At 62.7% G+C, this 20,988-nt stretch carries 18 protein-coding genes; 11 read left to right on the top strand and 7 right to left on the bottom strand.

Annotation, left to right across the window (positions count from 1 at the left end):
- Nucleotides 1–157 precede the first annotated feature (157 nt).
- Complete coding sequence (locus AC1D13_RS09785) at nt 158–1,534, top strand: sensor histidine kinase (RefSeq protein WP_457280539.1); 1,377 nt, start codon at nt 158–160, stop codon at nt 1,532–1,534.
- 101 nt (nt 1,535–1,635) lie between these two features.
- On the opposite strand, the gene ispF is transcribed toward AC1D13_RS09785, so the two are convergent.
- Both ispF and ispD read right to left on the bottom strand, forming a co-directional pair.
- Nucleotides 1,636–2,118, bottom strand: coding sequence for a 2-C-methyl-D-erythritol 2,4-cyclodiphosphate synthase (ispF, locus tag AC1D13_RS09780; protein WP_477665840.1), 483 nt, complete (start codon nt 2,116–2,118; stop codon nt 1,636–1,638).
- Between the two features lie 49 nt (nt 2,119–2,167).
- Nucleotides 2,168–2,902: a 2-C-methyl-D-erythritol 4-phosphate cytidylyltransferase gene (ispD, locus tag AC1D13_RS09775; RefSeq protein ID WP_477689445.1), complete on the bottom strand. Its 735-nt coding sequence runs from the start codon at nt 2,900–2,902 to the stop codon at nt 2,168–2,170.
- A 148-nt stretch (nt 2,903–3,050) separates the two neighbouring features.
- On the opposite strand from ispD, the gene mfd reads away from it, so the two are divergent.
- The 3 genes from mfd to AC1D13_RS09760 all read left to right on the top strand — a co-directional run bounded on the left by mfd (nt 3,051) and on the right by AC1D13_RS09760 (nt 9,230).
- Nucleotides 3,051–6,551: a transcription-repair coupling factor gene (gene mfd, locus AC1D13_RS09770; protein ID WP_477689433.1), complete on the top strand. Its 3,501-nt coding sequence runs from the start codon at nt 3,051–3,053 to the stop codon at nt 6,549–6,551.
- Nucleotides 6,548–7,258 carry a phosphoserine phosphatase SerB gene (gene serB, locus AC1D13_RS09765; protein ID WP_457280535.1) on the top strand — a complete coding sequence of 237 codons (711 nt, stop codon included), beginning with the start codon at nt 6,548–6,550 and terminating at the stop codon, nt 7,256–7,258. The genes mfd and serB overlap by 4 nt, the downstream gene beginning before the upstream one ends.
- 115 nt (nt 7,259–7,373) lie before the next feature.
- Nucleotides 7,374–9,230 carry an ABC transporter ATP-binding protein gene (locus AC1D13_RS09760; protein WP_477665837.1) on the top strand — a complete coding sequence of 619 codons (1,857 nt, stop codon included), beginning with the start codon at nt 7,374–7,376 and terminating at the stop codon, nt 9,228–9,230.
- Nucleotides 9,231–9,401: 171 nt separating this feature from the next.
- Here AC1D13_RS09760 and AC1D13_RS09755 read toward each other — a convergent pair whose 3' ends face one another.
- The 4 genes from AC1D13_RS09755 to AC1D13_RS09740 form a co-directional block, all read right to left on the bottom strand.
- Nucleotides 9,402–10,988 carry an alkaline phosphatase D family protein gene (locus AC1D13_RS09755; RefSeq protein ID WP_477689432.1) on the bottom strand — a complete coding sequence of 529 codons (1,587 nt, stop codon included), beginning with the start codon at nt 10,986–10,988 and terminating at the stop codon, nt 9,402–9,404.
- Between the two features lie 9 nt (nt 10,989–10,997).
- Complete coding sequence (locus tag AC1D13_RS09750; protein WP_477689431.1) at nt 10,998–13,757, bottom strand: 7TM diverse intracellular signaling domain-containing protein; 2,760 nt, start codon at nt 13,755–13,757, stop codon at nt 10,998–11,000.
- An 8-nt stretch (nt 13,758–13,765) separates the two neighbouring features.
- Nucleotides 13,766–14,053 carry an HNH endonuclease gene (locus AC1D13_RS09745; RefSeq protein WP_457280531.1) on the bottom strand — a complete coding sequence of 96 codons (288 nt, stop codon included), beginning with the start codon at nt 14,051–14,053 and terminating at the stop codon, nt 13,766–13,768.
- Nucleotides 14,054–14,121: 68 nt separating this feature from the next.
- Nucleotides 14,122–14,928 carry a DUF2726 domain-containing protein gene (locus tag AC1D13_RS09740; protein WP_477665834.1) on the bottom strand — a complete coding sequence of 269 codons (807 nt, stop codon included), beginning with the start codon at nt 14,926–14,928 and terminating at the stop codon, nt 14,122–14,124.
- 313 nt (nt 14,929–15,241) lie between these two features.
- Here AC1D13_RS09740 and AC1D13_RS09735 point away from each other — a divergent pair, with 313 nt between their 5' ends.
- The 6 genes from AC1D13_RS09735 (at nt 15,242) to AC1D13_RS09710 (ending at nt 19,589) form a co-directional block, all read left to right on the top strand.
- A complete protein-coding gene (locus AC1D13_RS09735) occupies nt 15,242–16,132 on the top strand; it encodes a dienelactone hydrolase family protein (protein ID WP_457280529.1) in 891 nt (296 codons plus the stop codon).
- Nucleotides 16,133–16,309: 177 nt separating this feature from the next.
- Nucleotides 16,310–17,077 (top strand): basic amino acid ABC transporter substrate-binding protein, encoded by a 768-nt coding sequence (locus AC1D13_RS09730; RefSeq protein WP_457280528.1) that lies wholly within the window; start codon nt 16,310–16,312, stop codon nt 17,075–17,077.
- An 18-nt stretch (nt 17,078–17,095) separates the two neighbouring features.
- Nucleotides 17,096–17,863, top strand: a complete 768-nt coding sequence (locus tag AC1D13_RS09725; RefSeq protein WP_457280527.1) for an amino acid ABC transporter permease — start codon at nt 17,096–17,098, stop codon at nt 17,861–17,863.
- Nucleotides 17,841–18,572 carry an amino acid ABC transporter ATP-binding protein gene (locus tag AC1D13_RS09720; RefSeq protein ID WP_457280526.1) on the top strand — a complete coding sequence of 244 codons (732 nt, stop codon included), beginning with the start codon at nt 17,841–17,843 and terminating at the stop codon, nt 18,570–18,572. The genes AC1D13_RS09725 and AC1D13_RS09720 overlap by 23 nt, the downstream gene beginning before the upstream one ends.
- 69 nt (nt 18,573–18,641) lie before the next feature.
- Nucleotides 18,642–19,169: an O-acetyl-ADP-ribose deacetylase gene (locus AC1D13_RS09715; protein ID WP_457280525.1), complete on the top strand. Its 528-nt coding sequence runs from the start codon at nt 18,642–18,644 to the stop codon at nt 19,167–19,169.
- A 3-nt stretch (nt 19,170–19,172) separates the two neighbouring features.
- Nucleotides 19,173–19,589, top strand: coding sequence for a hypothetical protein (locus AC1D13_RS09710; protein WP_457280524.1), 417 nt, complete (start codon nt 19,173–19,175; stop codon nt 19,587–19,589).
- Nucleotides 19,590–19,591: 2 nt separating this feature from the next.
- On the opposite strand, the gene AC1D13_RS09705 is transcribed toward AC1D13_RS09710, so the two are convergent.
- On the bottom strand, nt 19,592–20,158 hold the full coding sequence (locus tag AC1D13_RS09705; RefSeq protein ID WP_477689430.1) for a TVP38/TMEM64 family protein: 567 nt from the start codon (nt 20,156–20,158) through the stop codon (nt 19,592–19,594).
- A gap of 225 nt (nt 20,159–20,383) precedes the next feature.
- On the opposite strand from AC1D13_RS09705, the gene AC1D13_RS09700 reads away from it, so the two are divergent.
- Nucleotides 20,384–20,980, top strand: a complete 597-nt coding sequence (locus tag AC1D13_RS09700) for a cytochrome b/b6 domain-containing protein (RefSeq protein WP_477689429.1) — start codon at nt 20,384–20,386, stop codon at nt 20,978–20,980.
- Nucleotides 20,981–20,988: the final 8 nt, after the last annotated feature.

Genomic DNA, 20,988 nt, shown 5'->3' with positions numbered 1-20,988 from the left:
GCCCCCTCGGGGGGGCAGGGAGCCACACGAAGTGAGCGACCGTGGGGGCCTGTATGGCGCGCCAGCAACAGGCGGCAACAGCTTGCCTGCCGCTGCCCAGCTGTATCGTGCTAACGTCCATTTTTCGCCCGCGCTTTGCGGTATGCACTGATCTCCTATGGACGCTACCAACCCAGTTCCCCTCGAAACCGCCCCGGCCCCGCTGGAAATGCGCCCGCGCAGGGGTTTCAGCCTGTTCTGGCGGACCTTCTTTTTCCTGGCGCTACTGCTGTTCGGCTCCATCGTTGCCTGGCTGCAGACCTTCCGGGCACTCGAATCCGAGCCGCGGGCCATCCAGAGTGCGCAGCAACTGGCCTCGCTGGTCAACCTCAGCCGCGCCGCGCTCCGCTATTCCGACTCCATCGCCCGCGTATCGCTGATCAAGACCCTGGCGGACGAGGAGCGCGTACGCATCACGCCGCGCGAGCCCAAGGACAAGTACGAGCTTTTTGAAAGCGATGAACTCGGTGAACGCACGGCCGAAGAGCTGAAGACACGGCTGGGTGCCGGCACTGTGGTGGCCAGCAGCGTCAACGGCCAGAAGGGCCTGTGGGTGGGCTTTACTATCGACGGCGATGCGTACTGGCTGCTCACTGACCCCTCCAAGATCGGGCCCTCACGCAACAGCACCTGGATCATCTGGCTCATCACGGCTGCAGCGCTGTCGCTGGCCGGGGCAGCCTTTATCGCACGCCTGATCAACCGGCCGCTCAAGCAGCTGTCGTTCGCGGCCAGCCGAATGCGGGACGGCGACTTCGATGCCAGCCTGCTCGATGAAAAAGTGGCGACCAGCGAAATCCGTGAGGTCAACATCGGCTTTAACCGCATGGCCGAGCAGCTGTCCAAAATCGAGCAGGACCGGGTCATCATGCTGGCGGGGATTTCCCATGACCTGCGCACCCCGCTGGCCCGGCTGCGCCTGGAAACCGAGATGAGCGTCACCGACATGGATGCGCGCGAGCACATGGCCGCAGACATCACCCAGCTGGACGCCATCATCGACAAATTCCTCGACTATGCCCGGCCCGAGCCACCGCGGCTGGAACGGGTTTCACTCAATGCGGTAGTCGATGCCGCCGTGTACGCCATCGCCGACTATGAAGACATGCGGGTCACCGTCACCATCCCGGACGATATGGCCGTGCTGGCCGACGAGGTCGAGCTGTCGCGCGTGATTTCAAACCTGCTTGAAAATGCCAGGCGCTACGGCAAGACGCCCGAAACCGGCATTGCCTTGGTTGATATTGCGGCCAAAGGCCGTGACCAGTGGGTGCTGATCAAGGTACGGGATCACGGCATGGGCGTGGCGCCCGAAACCTTGTCCAAGCTCACCCGCCCGTTTTTCCGGGGAGACGCCGCACGCACCGCCGCCACCGGCGCGGGCCTGGGTCTCGCGATTGTCGAAAAGACGATTCACCGCATGGGCGGCGTGTTTGGCCTGGCCAACACAGGCTCCGGCGGGCTCGCCGCGCATATCAAGCTGCGCAGGAGCTGATTCCCCCTGCGGACGGTTGCCCGGCTCCGCAGCCGGCCTCAAAGGGAAATCACCTCTCCGACCAGGCAGGCCGTGCGCGAGAAGCTATCAAAACGATAGCACTAGAAAAGCAGAACAACAGCCCGGGCTTCCATGCTCAGGCCCTGTCCTACCGGGCCGAGCTTTTCGGCGGTCTTGGCCTTGACGTTCACCTGTCCCACTTCCAGCGCCAGCACTTCTGCGATGCGTGTCCGCATTGCCGCAATGTAAGGTGCAAGTTTGGGCGCCTGCGCAATGACCGTGCTGTCGATGTTGCCGATCTTGTGGCCGCGCTCTGCCAGCAAGCGCCCGACCTCTGCCAGCAAGACGGTCGAATCAGCGCCCTTGAAGCGCGCGTCGGTGTCCGGAAAATGCGAGCCGATGTCGCCCAGCCCGGCAGCGCCCAGCAACGCATCGGTGATTGCGTGCAACAGCACATCGGCGTCCGAATGGCCAAGCAAGCCGACGGTATGGGGAATGTCCACACCACCGATGATGAGCTTGCGCCCAGGCACCAACGCGTGGGTGTCCCAGCCTTCACCGATTCGAAAGTTCAAGGTGGTCATCGTCGGGCCTTGCGTGAATGGAATTGCGTGATTGAGTAGCAGCCATGAGCTATTTTCTGCGCCGCTCGAGAATAGCTTCCGCTAGCGCGAAATCCTCCGGATAGGTCACTTTGAAGTTCTGCGCACTCCCACTGACCAGCCGGGGAGAAAGCCCTGCCGCCTCCATGGCACTGGATTCATCCGTGACAGCGTCTCCGGCGCGCTCCAGCGCATCGATCAGCGCGCCGATACGAAACATTTGCGGCGTTTGCGCCAGCCATTTGTCGCTACGGTCCACAGTGGCGGCCACGCGGCCGTCCCGTTCGGTTTTAAGCGTGTCCGGCAGCTTTTGAGCCAGCAGGCCGCCCACGGAATCATTGCGGCATTCATGGATCAGGGCCTTGATCTGCCCGGCGGTGACCAGGCAGCGCGCCGCATCGTGCACCAGCACCCAGTCGGTCAGGGCCGCGCCGCCGGGTTTCCGCGCCACCATCGCTTTGAGGCCGTTCAGCACCGTGGCCGCACGGGTCAGTCCGCCACCAACCCACAGGGTTTCGTTCGTGCTGCCGAAATGGGGAAACACCTTCAAAAAATCGTCGTCCGACGGGGAAATGACCACCCACAAACCGGCGAAAGTGCCTGGGAGCGCCCGAAATGCCTCCACGGTATGGCGGACCATAGGGATGCCGTCAATCACCTGGTATTGCTTGGCTTGACGGGTTCCGGCCCGGCTACCTTGCCCCGCACAGGGTATCAGCACAAAAAAACGGGGTTCGGAACGGTTATTGGCAAGGCTTGTCGTCATAACTTCATCATAGATTCTAAAATCGATGCTTGAACGCATGCAGGCACCCCACTCCGGATGGTTTGGGGTGTCTGGCTTTTGTCGTTTGAATTTTGGCCTTTTCTCCTTTTTTGATTGTTTGAAACGCCCCCAGCCAGCGCACCGATCAATGCACCTACCCTCACTCGTCACCGGCAAACGCTACACCCTGCCCCAGCCCGCCGGTTCTGCCGATGCCCTGCTGCTGGCGCGCCTGGGCACCCGGGAAAAAGCTGCGGGCAAACTCACCGCCATCATCACGTCAGACGCCACCACGGCCCAGCGCCTGATGGACGAGATCACGTTTTTTGCACCTGACCTGCGCTGCGCGCTGTTCCCGGACTGGGAAACCCTGCCCTACGACACCTTCTCGCCGCACCAGGATTTGATCAGCGAGCGCCTGGCCACGCTGTGGCGAATCCAGCAGCGCGACAAGGAAACTGGCGCCGACGTCGTCATCGTGCCCGCTACTACGGCGCTGTACCGCCTGGCGCCGCCCAGCTTTCTGGCGGGCTACACCTTCCAGTTCAAGGTCAAACAAAAGCTCGATGAAACGCGGCTCAAGGCCCAGCTCACGCTGGCGGGCTACAGCCACGTGACGCAAGTAGTCAGCCCCGGCGAATACGCGGTGCGCGGCGGTTTGATTGACCTCTTCCCCATGGGCAGCCCTGTGCCTTACCGCGTCGATCTGTTTGACGACGAGATCGACAGCATCCGCACCTTTGACCCTGACAGCCAGCGCAGCCTCTATCCCGTGCCCGAGGTGCGCCTCTTGCCTGGACGCGAATTCCCGATGGACGACGAGGCGCGTGCCCGGTTCCGCAGCCGCTGGCGCGAACTACTCGACGGGGACCCAACCAAGAGCCGCATCTACAAAGACATGGGCAACGGCGTAGCCACCGCCGGCATCGAGTACTACCTGCCGCTTTTCTTTGAAGAAACGGCCACGGTGTTTGACTACCTCGGCGAAAGTGCCACCGTGGTGCTGCACGGCGATCTGGAGCCGGCCTTCCAGCGCTTCTGGCAAGACACCAAAGACCGCTACCGGCTGGTGCGCGATGCGCCCGACCGCCCGGCGCTGCCGCCCGAGTCGCTGTTCCTGGGTGCCGAGCAGTTTTACGCGCGCGCCAACGGCTACGCGCAGCTGGCCATACGCGCCACGGTCGAAGACGTGGCCGACAACGCACAGTTTCAAAAACTCGGCGAAATGGCCGTGGTGCGTGGCGCCGAAGACCCGCTGGCCAAATTCAAGGGCCACGTGCGCAACACCGCCCACCGCGTGCTGGTGCTGGCCGAAAGCGACGGCCGGCGCGAAAGCCTGCTGGACTTCCTGCGCGCCAGCAGCGTCAGCCCCCCGGCCTTTGATTCGCTTGAAGACTTCCAGGCCAGCGATGAAAAACTCGGCATCGCCACAGCGGCGCTGAACACCGGTTTCAGCTGGCTGGAAGAAGGCATTGACTTCATCACCGAGACCGAGCTGTTTGCCGCGGGCGCCACCGTGCGCCGCCGCAACAAAAAGCAGGAACAGGTCAGCGACGTTGAAGCGCTGATCAAGGATCTCTCGGAACTCAACGTGGGCGACCCGGTAGTGCACAGCGCCCACGGCATCGGCCGCTACCGCGGCCTCATCAACATGGACCTGGGCCAGGGCACCAATGCCGACGGCACGCCGCTGCTGCAGGAGTTTTTGCACCTCGAGTATGCCGACAGCGCCACGCTCTACGTGCCCGTCAGCCAGCTGCACCTGATCAGCCGCTACACCGGCGTCAGCGCCGAAGAAGCCCCGCTGCACAGGTTGGGCAGCGGCCAGTGGGAAAAAGCCAAGCGCAAGGCCGCTGAGCAGATCCGCGACTCGGCCGCCGAGCTGCTCAACATCTACGCCCGCCGCGCCGCGCGCGAAGGCCATGCTTTCCGCTATTCGCCCGGCGACTACGAGACCTTTGCCAACGACTTCGGCTTCGAGGAAACCGCCGACCAGCGCGCCGCCATCCATGCGGTGATCCAGGACATGATCAGCCCGCGCCCCATGGACAGGCTGGTCTGCGGCGATGTGGGTTTCGGAAAAACAGAAGTGGCCTTGCGCGCGGCCTTCATTGCCGTGACCGGCGGGCGGCAGGTGGCGCTGCTGGCGCCCACCACCCTGCTGGCCGAGCAGCACTACCAGACGCTGGTGGACCGCTTCGCCAAGTGGCCTGTCAAGATCGCCGAGATGAGCCGCTTCCGCTCGGGCAAAGAGATTACCGCCGCCATCAAGGGCCTGGCCGACGGCACGGTCGACATCGTGGTGGGCACGCACAAGCTGCTCAGCCAGGACGTGAAGTTCGAGCGCCTGGGCCTGCTCATCATCGACGAAGAGCACCGCTTTGGCGTGCGCCACAAAGAGGCCATGAAGGCGATGCGCGCGGAGGTCGATGTGCTGACGCTGACCGCCACGCCGATCCCGCGCACACTGGGCATGGCGCTTGAAGGCCTGCGCGACCTGAGCGTGATCGCCACTGCGCCGCAGCGGCGCCTGGCCATCAAGACCTTTGTGCGCAGCGAAAACAACGGCGTGATCCGCGAGGCCGTGCTGCGCGAATTGAAGCGCGGCGGCCAGGTCTACTTCCTGCACAACGAGGTCGAGACCATCCAGAACCGGCGCGAAAAGCTCGAAGAAATATTGCCCGAAGCGCGCATTGCTGTGGCGCACGGCCAGATGCCCGAGCGCGAGCTGGAGCGCGTGATGAAAGACTTCATCGCCCAGCGCTACAACCTGCTGCTGTGCTCGACCATCATCGAAACCGGCATCGACGTGCCGACCGCCAACACCATCGTGATGAGCCGCGCCGACAAGTTCGGCCTGGCACAGCTGCACCAGCTGCGCGGTCGCGTGGGCCGAAGCCACCACCAGGCCTATGCCTATTTGATGGTTCCCGACATCGAGGGCCTGACCAAGCAGGCAGGCCAGCGGCTCGAAGCCATCCAGCAGATGGAGGAACTCGGATCGGGCTTTTACCTGGCAATGCACGACCTGGAAATCCGCGGCACCGGCGAAGTGCTGGGCGAAAACCAGAGCGGCAACATGCTCGAGGTGGGCTTTCAGCTCTACAACGAGATGCTGAGCGAAGCCGTGGCCTCACTCAAGGCCGGGCGCGAGCCCGACCTGCTGTCGCCGCTCAGCGTGACGACCGAAATCAACCTGCACGCCCCGGCCCTGCTGCCCAACGACTATTGCGGTGACGTGCACCTGCGCCTGTCTTTCTACAAAAAACTGGCCACGGCGAAGAACACCGACCAGATCGACGCGCTGCTGGAGGAAATCGTCGACCGCTTCGGCAAGCTGCCGCCGCAGGCACAGACGCTGATCGACGTGCACCGCCTGCGCGTGATCGCCCGGCCTTATGGCGTGGTCAAGGTCGATGCCGCGCCCGGCGGCATCAACATCACCTTCAAGAAAGACCCGCCCATCGATTCGATGGCCATCATGCACCTCATCCAGAAGAACCGGCACATCAAGTTGGCCGGCAACGACAAGCTGCGTATCGAGCGCGAGCTCCCCGAACCCAAAGACCGCGCGCAAATGGTGCGCGACATCCTGCGCTCTCTCGGTCAACCCAAAACCCCCTCCACCACAGAAGCAACGCCCGCATGACCCCCGCTGAAATCTCCCCCGGCCTCGTCGTCAACGTCTCTACGCCAGACCTCAAGCTCAGCAATTTCAGGCTGATCGCCTTTGACATGGATTCCACGCTCATCAATATCGAGTGTGTGGACGAAATCGCCGACGCTGCGGGCCGCAAGGCCGAGGTGGCAGCCATCACCGAAGCCGCCATGCGCGGCGAGATCACCGACTACAAGGAGAGCCTGCGCCAGCGCGTGGCCCTGCTCAAGGGCGTGAGCGTGGCCAGCATGGACGAGGTCTACCGCGAGCGACTGAAACTCAACCCCGGCGCGGCCGAACTGGTGCAGACCTGCAAGAAAGCCGGCATGAAAGTGCTGCTGGTCAGCGGCGGCTTCACCTTTTTTACCGACCGCGTGCGTGACGAACTCGGCATCGACTACACGCGCTCCAACGTGCTGGAGGTGAAAGACGGCTTTCTCACTGGGAAGATGGTCGACCAGCCCTGGGGCGACATCTGCGACGGCGAAGAGAAGCGCAAGATGCTGCTCGAGACCTGCGGCAATCTGGGCATCAACCCGCTTGAGGCGATCGCCATGGGCGACGGCGCCAACGACCTGCCCATGATGGGCGTGGCCGGCCTCTCGGTGGCCTATCACGCCAAGCCGCGCGTACGCGAGCAGGCCATGGTGGCCATCAATGAAGGCGGCCTGGACCGGATGCTGGAGCTCTTCAGCTGAAGCCCTGGTGTTGCCGGCATCACAGCCGGCGCATCAATCACTCCGAAATAAGTCAACGATCCCACAGCCATAACACCTTATAAGCAGACACCTGAACCAAAGACAAACGACATCCATGGTTTTTTTCAAACGATTCGAAAGCCAGCTTCCCGCCTACCCTGACGCCGACCCTTCCTTGCCGCCCAAGGGTTTCATGGCTTTTCTGTGGGCCTGCACCGAAGGCGCGCGCGGCTACATCCTGCAGCTGGCGCTGCTCTCGGCGGTGATGGCGGTTTTTGAGGCTTTGCTGTTCGCCATGCTGGGCCGCATCGTCGACTGGCTGGGCGCGACGGCGCCCGCCAACCTGTGGGTCGAGCACGGCAACACACTGGGCTGGCTCGCCTTCATCGTGGTGGCCAGCATCGCCGCCGTCGCGCTGCAGACCACCGTGAAGCACCAGACGCTGGCCATCAACTTCCCGATGCGGCTGCGTTGGAACTTTCACCGCCTGATGCTGGGGCAAAGCATGTCCTTCTACCAGGACGAATTCGCCGGCCGGCTGACCACCAAGGTCATGCAGACTGCACTGGCGGTGCGCGACACGCTCTTCGTGCTGGCCGACGTGCTGGTGGCCATGGGCGTCTATATCGCCACCATGACGGTGCTGGCCGCCGCGTTCGACACGAAACTGGTGGCGCCCTTCCTGGTCTGGCTGGCGCTCTATATCGCCAGCCTCTATTACTTCGTGCCGCGGCTGGGCCGCATTGGCAAGCAGCAGGCCGACGCCCGGTCGCTGATGACCGGCCGCATCACCGACGCCTACACCAACATCACCACCGTCAAGCTGTTCTCGCACACCCGGCGCGAGGCCGGCTTCGCGCGCGACGCCATGAGCGAGTTCATGAAGACCGGCTACACCCAGATGCGCCTTGTCAGCGCGTTCGAGATCGTCAACCACACGCTCAGCATGGGCCTGATCCTCGGCATGGCCGGCACGTCCTTATGGCTCTGGCACCTGGGCCAGGTCGGCGCGGGTGCGGTGGCCGCGGCCACTGCCATGGCACTGCGCCTGCAAGGCATGTCGCACTGGATCATGTGGGAGACCACCAGCCTCTTTGAAAGCGTGGGCACCGTGCAGGACGGTATCAACACGCTTTCGCGGCCGCACACCATCGTCGATGCGCCCGATGCGGCCGCGCTGGACGTGCCGCGCGGCGAGGTGCGCTTTGAAGCCGTGAACTTCAGCTACGGCAAGAACAAACCCGTGATCGACCAGCTGACACTGACCGTCAGGCCCGGTGAAAAAATCGGCCTGATCGGACGCTCGGGCGCCGGCAAATCGACGCTGGTCAACCTGCTGCTGCGGTTCTATGACCTCGACGGCGGGCGCATCCTGATCGACGGCCAGGACATCGCCACCGTGACGCAGGACAGCCTGCGCAGCCACATCGGCATGGTGACGCAAGACACCTCGCTACTGCACCGCTCGGTGCGCGACAACATCACCTACAGCCGCCCCGGCGCCACGGACGACGACATGCGCCTGGCCGCGCGGCGTGCCGAGGCCGACACCTTCATCGCCGACCTGACCGACCCGCACGGCCGCCACGGCTACGACGCCCACGTGGGTGAACGCGGCGTGAAGCTTTCAGGCGGGCAGCGCCAGCGCATCGCGATTGCGCGCGTGATGCTCAAGGACGCGCCCATCCTGCTGCTGGACGAAGCCACCAGCGCGCTCGACTCCGAAGTGGAAGTCGCCATTCAGAGCAGCCTCAACACTTTGATGCAGGGCAAGACGGTAATCGCCATCGCCCACCGCCTCTCAACCATCGCCGCCATGGACAGGCTGATCGTGCTGGACCAAGGGCGCATCGTCGAAGAAGGCGACCACCGCAGCCTGCTGGCCAACGGCGGCCTGTATGCACGGCTCTGGGCGCACCAAAGCGGTGGCTTCCTCAGCGACAACCTGGAAGAAGAAGAGCTGGCGGCTTGACGCTGCTGGCCGCGCCGGGTGCCGCGCCTCAGGTACTCATCTGGGGCGGGCACTCGTTTGCTATTGTTTTAATAGCTTCTCGCGCATGCACTGAAAGGGCTAGAGCCCGATTTTTCTTACGAAAAAGCCTCAAAATACCTGAACCCGGGGCCTGCTGCACTCATGCCGGATTCAGGCTTTCTCGATCACCGGGCGCCCCGCCTGCACCGCAAACTGCGCCAGTGTTCGCACACCGCTGTCGGCGCGCGTCACGTCGCTCACCACACGCAAGGTGGTAGTGAGCTTGCGCGGGGTCAGTTCCACCACGCCGTAGCCCTTCCGTTCTGAGTCCGCAAACACGAAATGCGGATTTTCGGCGAGGTAGTCCGGAATTTTCGCGTTACCGGCTGAACGGGACGTGATACTGGTGCCGCAGAATTCGGTGCCCACGGACGGGCTGGAAGTATCCGCGTAGTCGGCCTTGATGTGGCCAACCCAGTTTTCATGCACATCGCCGCCCAGGATGACCGGGTTCGCAACGGCGTGCTTGCGCAGGGAGTCCGTGAACCGCATACGCGCCGCGGCATAACCGTCCCAGCCGTCGTTCCAGAAGACCTGCTCAGGCCCACGGCGAAAGTCCCGCTGGCCAAAAAGCGATTGCTGGCCGACCACGTTCCAGCCGCTTTCCTTGCTGGCGGCCCGGCTCCATTCAGCGTCCAGCCAGCTTTCCTGCTGCGCCCCCAGCATGCTGCGGGCCGGATCTCTCCAGGCAGCGCAGGTGGCCGGATTCAGTGTGCCGGAGCCAGCTTTGCCGTCACGCGTGCAGGCCTGCGCATCCTTGTATTGGCGGGCGTCCAGCATGTAGAGCGAGGCCAGGCGGCCGTAGGGAACGCGCTGGTAAATGCGCATTTCTGCGCCGCTTGCCGGGCCCGCCAAAGCCCGGGTGAGCACCGAGGTGCGCACCGGCATGTGTTCATAAAAAGCCTGGTAAGCGGCGGCGCGGCGGGCGGCAAAATCGGCAACCGGCGGTCCGCTGTTGCCTGGCGTTGCGCCCGCATAGTCGTTTTGCACCTCGTGGTCATCCCACGTCACCAGCCAGGGGCAGGCTGCATGCATGGCCTGCAGGTCGGCGTCGCCCTTGTGCAAGGCATAGCGCTGGCGGTAGTCGTCCAGCGTGACCACCCAGCCTCCCGTAGGCACACGCACCGGCTGGCCGGCGTTGGGGTATTCATAGATGTAGTCGCCCAGGAACATCACCAGGTCGAGATTCTCGTCACGCATGTGGCGATAGGCGCTGTAGTAGCCGTGTTCCCAGCGTTGGCAAGAGGCATAGGCCAGCCGCAGCCGCCCCACAGCGGCATCGGGTGCCGGAAAGGTGCGGGTGCGGCCGGTGGCGCTTAACGCATCGCCCACCGCAAAGCGGTAGAAATACCAGCGGTCGGCTTCCAGGCCCTGCACTTCCACATGCACCGAGTGGGCCAGACCGGGTACGGCATGGGTCTGGCCGGCTTGCACGATGCGCGAAAAATGATCGTCGTGCGCAATCTCCCATCGCACGGCCACCGGCGCCGGCTGCAAGCGCATGGCCGCATCATTGTCCAGAAGCAGCCGCGTCCAGAGCACCACCGAGTCATGGGTGGGTGAGCCGCTGGCCACGCCCAGCGTGAAAGGATTGCCGGTCAGCCGTTGCTGGGCCGATGCCCTGGTTGGCAGGTAAAAACCAGCACCCGCCGCCGCCAGCGACTGAAGCAACCGGCGCCTGTGGATTACGGGAGTCATGTGGATCGCTCAGTGCCTGGCCGGCAGGCGCACGATGAACGTGGTTCCCGAGCCGGCGCTGCTGTGCACATCGATGGTGCCGCCGTGGATGTCGACCGCGTTGCGCACAATCGCCAGGCCCAGGCCGGTGCCCTGGATGGTGCCTACGTTACTGGCGCGGTGAAAAGATTCGAACAGGTGCGGCAACTCGTCCTCCGGAATACCGATGCCCTCGTCCGCCACCTCCATGACGGTCGTCTCCTGTTCGATGCTCACGGTGAACCGCACAAGACCGCCCAGCGGCGAGTACTTGACCGCATTGGAGAGCAGGTTGCTGAAGATGTGGCGCAGGAGCTTCTCGTCGTACAGGCCTTCTCCCGCCCCGGCTGAATAATCCAGCTGCAACTCGCACAGGCTGTCCGGTTGCTGGGTGCGCGCCTCTTCCACCAATTGCTGGCACAGCCTGTGCAGGTCCAGCGGATGCGGTTCAAACTCCAGCATCTGGGCATCGGCCTTGCCCAGCAGCAGCACGCGGTCCAACATGCCCGTCATGCGTTTCACGCCGGCAGCAATGCTGTCCAGAATCTCCAGTTTTTCCGACTCAGGCAAGCGGCTGCCGTAATGCCTGAGCAATTCCTCGGCGGAAAGAATGCCAGACAGCGGTGTACGGAACTCATGACTGGTCATGGCCACGAAGCGGGTGCGCAGTTCATTGAGCGCCTTTTGCTGCTCAAGGGCCTCGCGGGTGTCTTCTTCCGATTTCTTGCGTTCTGTGATGTCAAGGAACGCCCAGATCACGCCTGAATCAGGGTCATGGGGCTGAACACAGCTGCCGGCCATCTGCACCCAGAAGAGCTGTCCGTCCCGCCTTCTGAGCCGGCGTTCATTGATATAACTGCCGGTGGCAATCAGCGTCTCACGCGCCTCCTTGCCGAACTGCTCCCAGGTGGCAAGGTCGGGATGAATATAGCTGGAAGACTGCCCCATCAGTTCTTCGCGCGGGCCGCCGATCATCTGGGCGAATTTCTCGTTGACCCACTCATGGCGCCGGTTCACCGACAGCACAATGCCCACCAGCGCGCTATTAAGAATGGCTTCACGCTCCGAGGATGTCCGCAGCAGCTTGGCCTCCAGTTCCTTGCGCTGCGTGATGTTGATGATCACCCAGACCGTGCCCTGCGAAAGGTCGCGTCCGGCTACGGACTTGCCCGAAAGCGACACCCAGATCAGCGTACCGTCAAACTGCCGGACCTGGATCTCGCCTTCGTAGTTTTCACCACGGCTCACGCAGGCAGCCACTTCACCGCCCACCGTCAGGTACTGCTCACGCGACAGGTAAAACGGCTCCATCGAGGTCAATGGATTGCTGCCTGCACCGAATACCTTGAGCATGGCCTGGTTGGCCCAGCGAAAGCGGCCATCCGGTGTCAGGAAGGCAATGCCCACAATGGAGTTTTCCAGGATCATTTCGCGCTCTTTCAGCAGGGTGCGAAAGTTTTCCTGGGAAACGCTCAAGGCCTCCACCATGGATTGCTCAGCCATGATGCGGGCCTGGGCTTGCTCTTTTTCCTGCCGGGTGACGTTGATGCGGTCCGCCAGCGCAAACGACAGCACCACCATTTCCAGCGCCGACCCGATCAACAGCGAATTGGCCGTGAGTACATTCGACGGCAGGACACCCGTGTTGTGCAACGCCAGCGTCACCACACCCACCAGCAGCAGGGCCCATGCCGCCAGGAAATACCGGGCCCCGGGATGCCCCATGCGCACGCTCAGCAAACCCACCGCGACCAGCGTGGTGACACTGAGAACCGCCAGCACGGTCACCATCCATGAAGACACCACATAAGGCATCGTAAAAGCGGCCAGCAGGGTCAGCAGCCAGCCGCCCACCAGCGCCTTTATAAAGCGGTCCATGCGGGGCATCTTGAGTGCACTGGAAAGAAAGCTGCGTGCAAACAAAATGCCGAAAGAGGCGGTCGCCGCCATGCCCGCAGGGGGCGAAATGCTGTTCCACCAGGTAAGGCCCGGCCAGATGAATTGCGCGCCAAAACCCGTCAACGCGGCCTGCGCGATGGCCATGCAGCCGACAAATGCCACATAGATCAGGTAGGCCCGGTCACGCACCGAGAAAAACAGCAGCAGGTTGTAGAAAAAGAGCCCGACCAGCAACCCAAAGTAGAGGCTGATCGTGGCGTACTCAGCCTGGTCGTGCCGCCACAGCGCCGCGGGCTGCCAGAGACGAACGGGCGCAGACACCGTGCCGTCCGACGTCACCCGAAGGTAGAGCGTATTGACGGCACCGGGCTTGAGACGCACCGGCATCACGTGGTTGCGGTGCACCACGGCCCGATCTGCAAAAGGCAACAGGTCACCGCCCACCTGCCACACAAAGCCGCCCTTGCCGTCCGGTGAATACAGCTCCAGCCGGTCCAGCGGCGGATAGGCCAGCTCCAGCATCCAGTCTGCGGGTGTGCTGCGTTCGGTCCGCAGGTTCACACGCAGCCAGATGGCCGAGCTGGTCAAACCAAAATTGGTGGCCGAGCCGGTTTGCGGCACCGGCTGAAAGCGCGCCTGGGCATCCGGTTTCAAAAGGTCGGCCAGTGTCAGCTCGCCGCCGGCGTCTTCAAGGTAGGTAAACGACTGCGACAGTACATATCTGTCGTCGCCGCCGATGGTGATCTCACCCGCTTCGGTGCGCTCCTGCACGGGCTCCTGCGGCTGCGCCCAAACCAATGGCCCGGCACCCACCAGCAGCAAGGCAAGCACAAACCGAAACAGGTACCGCAAGCAAGATGTCATGGATTGGCGGCAAGAAGCGGGGACTTGCGCCTTTGGACCTGCCCCGGCGAGACGGCAGAAGCCGGAACGGCACCTGCAGCGTGCCGCTGGCCGTTGCAGACTTCATGGCTGATCGCCAGGTTTTCTGCATGGCTGTTGCCCCCTTCGCTCAGGGGCAGGATGTGCTCCAGGGTGGCGGCCTGGGGCGTGACATGTTCGCCGCACACCCAGCACGGAACTATTCCGTGGAGCTGCCGCGCCACGGTTTTATAGATTTTGTCCCGGGTAAGCCCCAGCCTGCTCACGGCAGAGTTTTCATCTGGCGGCCGCCATGGGCAGACGCCTCGGCCTTGGACCCGCTCATGATCACGCCTTATTCGATCCTGGCCGGCCGCGCATCGGCGGGTTGAGTAAAGGAATCTTCCCACTGCGTGGCGAAACGATTGTTCTTGTCTATGCGAATGCCCCCCGTACCGTCGGGATTGAAGCCGACGTTACTCGTAGCCGCGGCCCGCGAGACTTCTGGCTGGTTGTCCTTGTTGAGTTCCTTGAGCGCGGCGTCCTTGGCGGCCTTGACACGTTCCCGGGTGAAAGATTCCAGGTCGGCGTGGAAACTGCTGTCGCCGCCGCGGGTTTCCTGGTGCTCCTGCACCAGCTCCTCCGGAATTTCCCCCAGGAAGGCGGCACGCATGGCGCTGACCGTGGGCGGACGGCCGGCCTTGATGGAGGTGTAGGCAATGCCGCAATCCGACAGCAGTGTCTCCTTGAGCTGGCGGGTGGCCTTGCTCACATCACGTTTGCCGCGCAAATCCACGCAACCGACGACCTTGCCATCCAGGCTGCAGATGGTGAAAGTCGTGTAGACGCCATTGAGCAGCTCAAGCAGGCGTTCGGTTTTTTCCTTGTCTTTTTCCTTTTCCTTGTCTTTTTCCAGCGGAATGGTAAAGCGCAGCACCGGCAGCTTGACCATCACCGCGTGGTCGTGGAAAGTGCTTCGCAGCCATTTCCATACCTCGTATTCATCGTTGGTAACCACCCCGCGGGCACGCAGCGGCCATTTGTGGGGTATCCGCAGCTTCGCACTCGCGCTTTTGCGCAGCCAGGCGGCATACAGCAAAACACCTGCAAGCGCGCCCACGGCGACGCCCAGCAACGTCATCAGCCAGGAAATCAGGTTCAAGATGCAGTTCTCCTCTATCGATTGGGGATGCCGCCGAAGCCAGGCAGTGCGAACAGCGACCCCAGTGAGTCACAGAACGGACGCCCTGTCAATTCAGGCCAGCGTCCCGGTGCGTTATTAAAACAGGTTTTGCCGGTTTTCCAGGGGTTTCAGGCACAAAAAGAGCCTCCAGCCCAACCCCGCCGTGCGCAAGCAGCTATATTTTTCATAGCATCCGGATGGCGCCGCAAAACACTGCGGCCCTGCGGGTTGACGATGACCTTTGCCACGCAGGCCACGAATCGGTATGCTCGATTTTTTGCAGGAGCCCAACATGCCACGCAAGACCGCCCAGGATTTTGACCAGGAACTGCTGATTCTGTTTGATGCCTATGTCCACGGCACCATTGACAGGCGCGGGTTCCTGGAGCGCGCCCAGAAATTCGCCACCGCCGGCCTGACCGCAACAGCCCTGCTGGCCGCCCTCAGCCCCGATTTTGCCGCGGGGCAGCAAATTGCCCGGGATGACAAACGCATCAAGACCGACATGGTCAGCTATCCGTCGTCCGCCGGCTCAGGCACAGTCAAAGGCTATCTGGCCAGGCCTGCCAATGCCACGGGCAAACTGCCCGGCGTGCTTGTCATTCATGAAAACCGCGGCCTCAACCCGCATATTGAAGACATCACCCGCCGGCTGGCGCTGGACAACTTCATCGCCTTCGCACCCGACGCACTCACCCCCCTGGGCGGCTACCCCGGCGACGAAGACAAGGCGCGCGAGTTGTTCGCCAAACTGGACCAGCGAAAGTGCGTGGAGGATTTCGTGGCGGCCACCACCTGGCTCAAGAGCCGGGACGACTGCACCGGCAAGCTGGGTGTGGTCGGGTTCTGCTATGGCGGCGGCATGTCGCACACACTCACCACGCGCCTGCCGGAGCTCAGCGCAGCCGTTCCCTTCTACGGAAACCTGCCGGCAGCGGAAGATGCCGCCAAGGTCAAGACACCGCTGCTGATCCATTTCGCTGCGGTGGATGAGCGCATCAATGCCGCATGGCCTGCCTACGAGGCGGCACTCAAGGCGGCAGGTGCGAATTACACCGCCTACCAGTACCCGGGCACGCAACACGGCTTCAACAACGACACCACGCCGCGTTATGACGCCGCCGCGGCCAAGCTGGCGTGGGAGCGCACCCTGGCGTTTTTTAACAAACAGCTCAGGGCCTAGAACCGGTCAGGCATCGCGGGCCCGCTGCCCGCCCATCCCTGCATCGTCCCCCGCGAAAACCCTGCCCGGAACGCGCCAGGCACGGCTTTTGCACGCGTTACCATTGGCTACTTTCGCTTTTCGGCCTCTCCGCGAGCCGGCGAGCGTTTCCCTCACTCAGATCCTCTGGACACAACCATGAACATTCTGCAAAAAATTGCCGCGACAGCCGGCTTGCTTACCTGTGCGCTGGGCGCAGCCCAGGCCCAAAACAGGGAGCTGGTCGTCGGCTCCAGCGCCACCTACCGTCCGTTTGCCTATGAAAGCCCGACCAAGGAAATTGTCGGCTATGACGTAGACATGATCAAAGCCATCGCCCAGAAATCCGGCCTGCAGATCAAGATCGTCAACACCCCCTGGACCGGCATCTTCGCGGCCCTCAACAACGGCGATGTGGACCTGGTCATCTCGGGCGTCACCATCAACGACAAGCGCAAGCAGTCCTACGACTTCACCGCCCCCTACTTCGAAGCCCGCCAGTTGATCGCCGTGCACAGCAACAGCACGGCCAAGAGCCTGAAAGACCTTGCCGGCAAAAAAATCGGCGTGGTCACCGGCAGCACCGGCGACGACATGGCTTCGCGCGAATTCGGCAAGACCAACCCCGACATCCGCCGCTTTGAAAGCACCCCGGTCGTGATCTCCGAGCTGGCCAACAACGGCCTGGACGCCGCCATCGGCGACAACGGGGTGATCGCCTTTCGCGCCCAGGAACACAAACAGCTCAAGACCGTCAGCGACGCGAGCTTTCCCAAGGAATACTTCGGCATCGTCGTGAAACAGGGCAACAAGGCGCTGCAGGACAAACTCAACGCAGGCCTGGCCGCCGTCAAGGCCGACGGCAGCTACGCCGCCATCTACAAGAAATGGTTCCAGGCCGACGCTCCCGCGTTGCCCGCCCAGTAAACATCAGGACACCTCCTTATGGAACACGTCCTCTGGTTCGGCTGGTTCCGGGCCGACATCATTGCCGAGTACAGCGTGCTGTTCTGGCGCGGCCTGCAGATGACCATCATGGTGACACTGATCTGCATCGTGCAGGGCACCTTGCTGGGCCTGGCGGTCGGCATGGCGCGCGTGGCCGAATCGCGCCACTCGCCCGCGCGCGCGATCTGCAAATACGCCCTGCGCTGGCCCTCTACCGTCTACGTCAGCTTTTTCCGCGGCACGCCGTTGTTCGTGCAGATCCTGCTGATCCACTTCGCAGTGCTGCCGCTGTTCATCAACCCGACTGACGGCCTGATCATCTCGGGCGAGACAGCGCGCGACATCAAGCAGAACTACGGCGCCTTCCTGTCCGGTATCGTGGCGCTCACGCTCAATGCCGGCGCCTACATTTCCGAGATCTTCCGCGCCGGCATCCAGTCCATCGACAAGGGCCAGGTCGAAGCCTCGCGTTCGCTGGGCATGTCTTTTCCGCGCACCATGTACCACGTCGTGCTGCCGCAGGCTTTTCGCCGCATGCTGCCGCCGCTGGGCAACAACGCGATCTCGCTGCTGAAAGACTCGTCGCTGATCTCGGCGATTGGTCTGGCCGAACTGGCCTACGCCGCGCGCACCGTCGCCGGCGCCTATTCACGCTACTGGGAGCCCTACCTCACCATCTCCCTCATGTACTGGGTGCTGACGCTGGGCCTGGCTTACCTTGTCAAAAAACTGGAGGCTCGTTATGGACGAGGTGATTCGCGTTAAGCGGCTGACCAAGCAGTTTGGCCACACGCCGGTATTGCGCGGCATCGACTGCGCCATCAAGGCCACCGAAGTCGTCTGCGTCATCGGCCCTTCCGGCTCGGGCAAAAGCACTTTTTTGCGCTGCCTGAACGGACTGGAAGACGCCAGCGGCGGCGAGGTGCTGGTGCACGGCGTGTCGGTGCACGAACCCAAGACCGACGTCGATGCCCTGCGCTCGGAAATCGGCATGGTGTTCCAGCGCTTCAATTTGTTTCCACACAAAACCGTGCTGGAAAACATCACGCTGGCGCCCACCAAGGTGCGCAAGCTGACGGCACTTGAGGCACGCAACCGTGCCAGTGAACTGCTGGTCAAGGTCGGGCTGCTCGAAAAGATCGACGCCTACCCCAACCAGCTTTCGGGCGGGCAGCAGCAGCGCGTGGCAATTGCCCGTGCGCTGGCGATGCAGCCGCGCATCATGCTGTTTGACGAACCCACCTCTGCGCTCGACCCTGAAATGGTCGGCGAAGTGCTGGCCGTCATGCAGGCCCTGGCCGAAGAAGGCATGACCATGGTGGTCGTCACCCACGAAATGGGTTTTGCCCGCCAGGTGGCCGACCGCGTGATGTTCATCGACGAAGGCCTGGTGATCGAAGAGGGCTCACCGGCGGAGATCTTTGACAACCCCAAGGAAGAGCGTACCAAGCGCTTTTTGAGCAAGGTGTTGTGAGACAGCGCGCGCCCGCTCCTGCGGGCACGCGTTTCTCCCAGCAAGGTTCAGCCATCCAGAGAGGTCGCCATGCCTGCAACCCTCCGGGCCGTCCAGGCCGACATCACGAAACTGCAGCTTGACGCCATCGTCAACGCTGCCAATTCATCGCTGCTGGGCGGCGGCGGTGTCGACGGTGCCATTCATCGCGCTGCAGGGCCTGAACTGGTCCATGAATGCCGCCTGCTGGGCGGCTGTAAAACCGGCGAGGCCAAAGCCACCAAAGGCTACCGGCTCCCGGCGAAGTTCATCATCCACACGGTGGGTCCGGTCTGGCGCGGTGGCGGCAACGGCGAGCCTGAGTTGCTGGCCTCCTGCTACAGGCGCGCCATGGAAATCGCGGCAGCCAAAGGCGTCACGTCGATGGCCTTCCCCAGCATCAGCACCGGCATTTACGGCTACCCGATTGAGTTGGCTGCCCAGGTCGCAGTGGCCAGCGTGCGCCAGGCTCTGCAGCAACCCTCTTCCTTGACGGAAGTGGTGTTCTGCTGCTTTTCGGCGCAAGACCTGGCGGTCTACCAGCATGTGCTGGGCAAGGCCCTTGACTGCGGAGATTGACGCATGCCAGAACTTCCCGGCCTTGTCCCGATTGCATTCACCATTTTTTCGTATGTTGTCTGCGTCAAACTGGCGGCCTGGCTTTATCGCCGTACGCAACTGAGCTGGAAACACGCATTCATTTTCGGTGTTGTCCTGTTCATGGTTCTGTTCGCCGTCGGTGCTGTTGTCAGGTCGCTGGGCGCCGGCTCGGACCCCATACGCCAATCCCTTGTGGACCTGGCCACCGGACTGGCGGCACAACTGGGTCTGGGTGCATGGTGGCTCGGCTCGCGAGCCAGAACAAGGGCGGGTGCACCCCTTGAATTGAAAGGCGGAGCCTTGCTCGCCCTGATGACCTATGGGCTGGTTTTTTTCTTCTCTCTTGCGGCAGCGATTGCGCTGCCCTTCTTTTCCCGCATGGCAGGCAACGCCGTTTAGGTTCAGTACCCCGGCACCTTCAACACCCGCGCCAGGTAATCAAAAAACACGCAGTACAGCGCAATCGGCAGCGGCAGGCCCAGCAGGGTGCCCACCAGGTAGTCACGAAACTTCACCCCTGACATTGCCAGCGCGTAATTCAGCGCCGGTACGGTCTGCAGCAGCAAGCGCAGCACCACGATGCTCGCCACCGGCCGCGCGTCCAGCTGAGCCAGCGTGCGTTGAGCCCACCGACCCTTGATCTGCCGCAAAGCGTCCCCGCCCATCAGGCGAATCAGCCAGAAGGTGAAGGCGCATGAGATCACGGCTGCGAGGTAAGTTGCCAGGCCACCCCATATCTCGCCGAGCGCCAGCACAGCCGCAGCCAGAAAAATCCAGCCCGGGATCTGGATCAGGTTGCCCAGCGCAAACAGGGCAATAAAAATCAGCAGGCCGCTGACTTCGTTGTCCAGGAATTTCTGGTGCAGGAAGACCAGACTGAAGTTGTCGCGCAAACCGGAAAGCTGGAACACCGCCAGCAGCAGGCCCAGAAACGCGACCACGGCGATCAGTCTTTTGTAGCGGTGCATCTTGGCTCTATTGCGGGTTTGGGCAGGGACACCGGCCGATTTTAGGCGCCAGCCAACCCAAGGCCATCCAGCCAGCCCGGGAGCCTTTTTTCAAATAAATGCCATCAGCGTGTAAGAAGTGCGTGCCCGGCCCGACCAAACAGCAACACGCAGCAAGACTGCGGCGGAAATCCCGGTAATCCACTGGAAAACCGGGCGTTGCGGCCAGCACAAGAGGAGCATTTCATGAACACGTCCCGTCAGATCATCCACCCTGGCTGGTTGCGCGCCATGCACTGGCTCAACGCATTGGCCGTGGTCGTGCTGATGATGAGCGGCTGGCGCATCTACAACGCCACTGCCTTCCTGGGCTTCAGCATTCCCAAAGACCTCACGCTGGGCGGCTGGCTGGGCGGCGCGCTGCAGTGGCACTTTGCGGCCATGTGGCTGCTGTTCTTTAATGGCCTGCTCTACCTGGCGTTCAACATCGTCACGCGCCGGCTCTTTCACAAATTCTTTCCGCTTTCACCCAAGGCGCTGGTCGCCGACTTGCTGGCGGCCCTCAAGGGCAAGCTGGCCCATGCCGACCCCAGCCACTACAACACCGTACAGCGCCTGGCCTATCTCTTTGTCATGGTGGACAGTGTCCTGCTCGTCGTTTCAGGCCTGGTGCTCTGGAAGTCTGTGCAGTTTCCGCTCCTGCGCGAACTGATGGGGGGTTACGAAGGTGCGCGCCTGGTTCACTTTTTCGCCATGGGCGCGCTGGCCGCATTCGTCGCGGTTCACCTGGTGATGGTGGCGCTGGTGCCGCGCACCCTCGTCTACATGGTTCGCGGCCGCTGACCCGCCGA

The organism is Polaromonas sp. P1_E12, assembly GCF_056405975.1.
The sequence above is the reverse complement of the archived record's forward strand: the minus strand, read 5'-3'. Positions and strand labels throughout refer to the sequence as shown.

Bases quoted from the DNA above. Each gene is read 5' to 3' on its own strand.
- AC1D13_RS09785 (WP_457280539.1), top strand. From the start codon at position 158: ATGGACGCTACCAACCCAGTTCCCCTCGAAACCGCCCCGGCCCCGCTG.
- ispF (WP_477665840.1), bottom strand. From the start codon at position 2,118: ATGACCACCTTGAACTTTCGAATCGGTGAAGGCTGGGACACCCACGCG.
- ispD (WP_477689445.1), bottom strand. From the start codon at position 2,902: ATGACGACAAGCCTTGCCAATAACCGTTCCGAACCCCGTTTTTTTGTG.
- mfd (WP_477689433.1), top strand. From the start codon at position 3,051: ATGCACCTACCCTCACTCGTCACCGGCAAACGCTACACCCTGCCCCAG.
- serB (WP_457280535.1), top strand. From the start codon at position 6,548: ATGACCCCCGCTGAAATCTCCCCCGGCCTCGTCGTCAACGTCTCTACG.
- AC1D13_RS09760 (WP_477665837.1), top strand. From the start codon at position 7,374: ATGGTTTTTTTCAAACGATTCGAAAGCCAGCTTCCCGCCTACCCTGAC.
- AC1D13_RS09755 (WP_477689432.1), bottom strand. From the start codon at position 10,988: ATGACTCCCGTAATCCACAGGCGCCGGTTGCTTCAGTCGCTGGCGGCG.
- AC1D13_RS09735 (WP_457280529.1), top strand. From the start codon at position 15,242: ATGCCACGCAAGACCGCCCAGGATTTTGACCAGGAACTGCTGATTCTG.
- AC1D13_RS09730 (WP_457280528.1), top strand. From the start codon at position 16,310: ATGAACATTCTGCAAAAAATTGCCGCGACAGCCGGCTTGCTTACCTGT.
- AC1D13_RS09725 (WP_457280527.1), top strand. From the start codon at position 17,096: ATGGAACACGTCCTCTGGTTCGGCTGGTTCCGGGCCGACATCATTGCC.
- AC1D13_RS09720 (WP_457280526.1), top strand. From the start codon at position 17,841: ATGGACGAGGTGATTCGCGTTAAGCGGCTGACCAAGCAGTTTGGCCAC.
- AC1D13_RS09715 (WP_457280525.1), top strand. From the start codon at position 18,642: ATGCCTGCAACCCTCCGGGCCGTCCAGGCCGACATCACGAAACTGCAG.
- AC1D13_RS09710 (WP_457280524.1), top strand. From the start codon at position 19,173: ATGCCAGAACTTCCCGGCCTTGTCCCGATTGCATTCACCATTTTTTCG.
- AC1D13_RS09705 (WP_477689430.1), bottom strand. From the start codon at position 20,158: ATGCACCGCTACAAAAGACTGATCGCCGTGGTCGCGTTTCTGGGCCTG.
- AC1D13_RS09700 (WP_477689429.1), top strand. From the start codon at position 20,384: ATGAACACGTCCCGTCAGATCATCCACCCTGGCTGGTTGCGCGCCATG.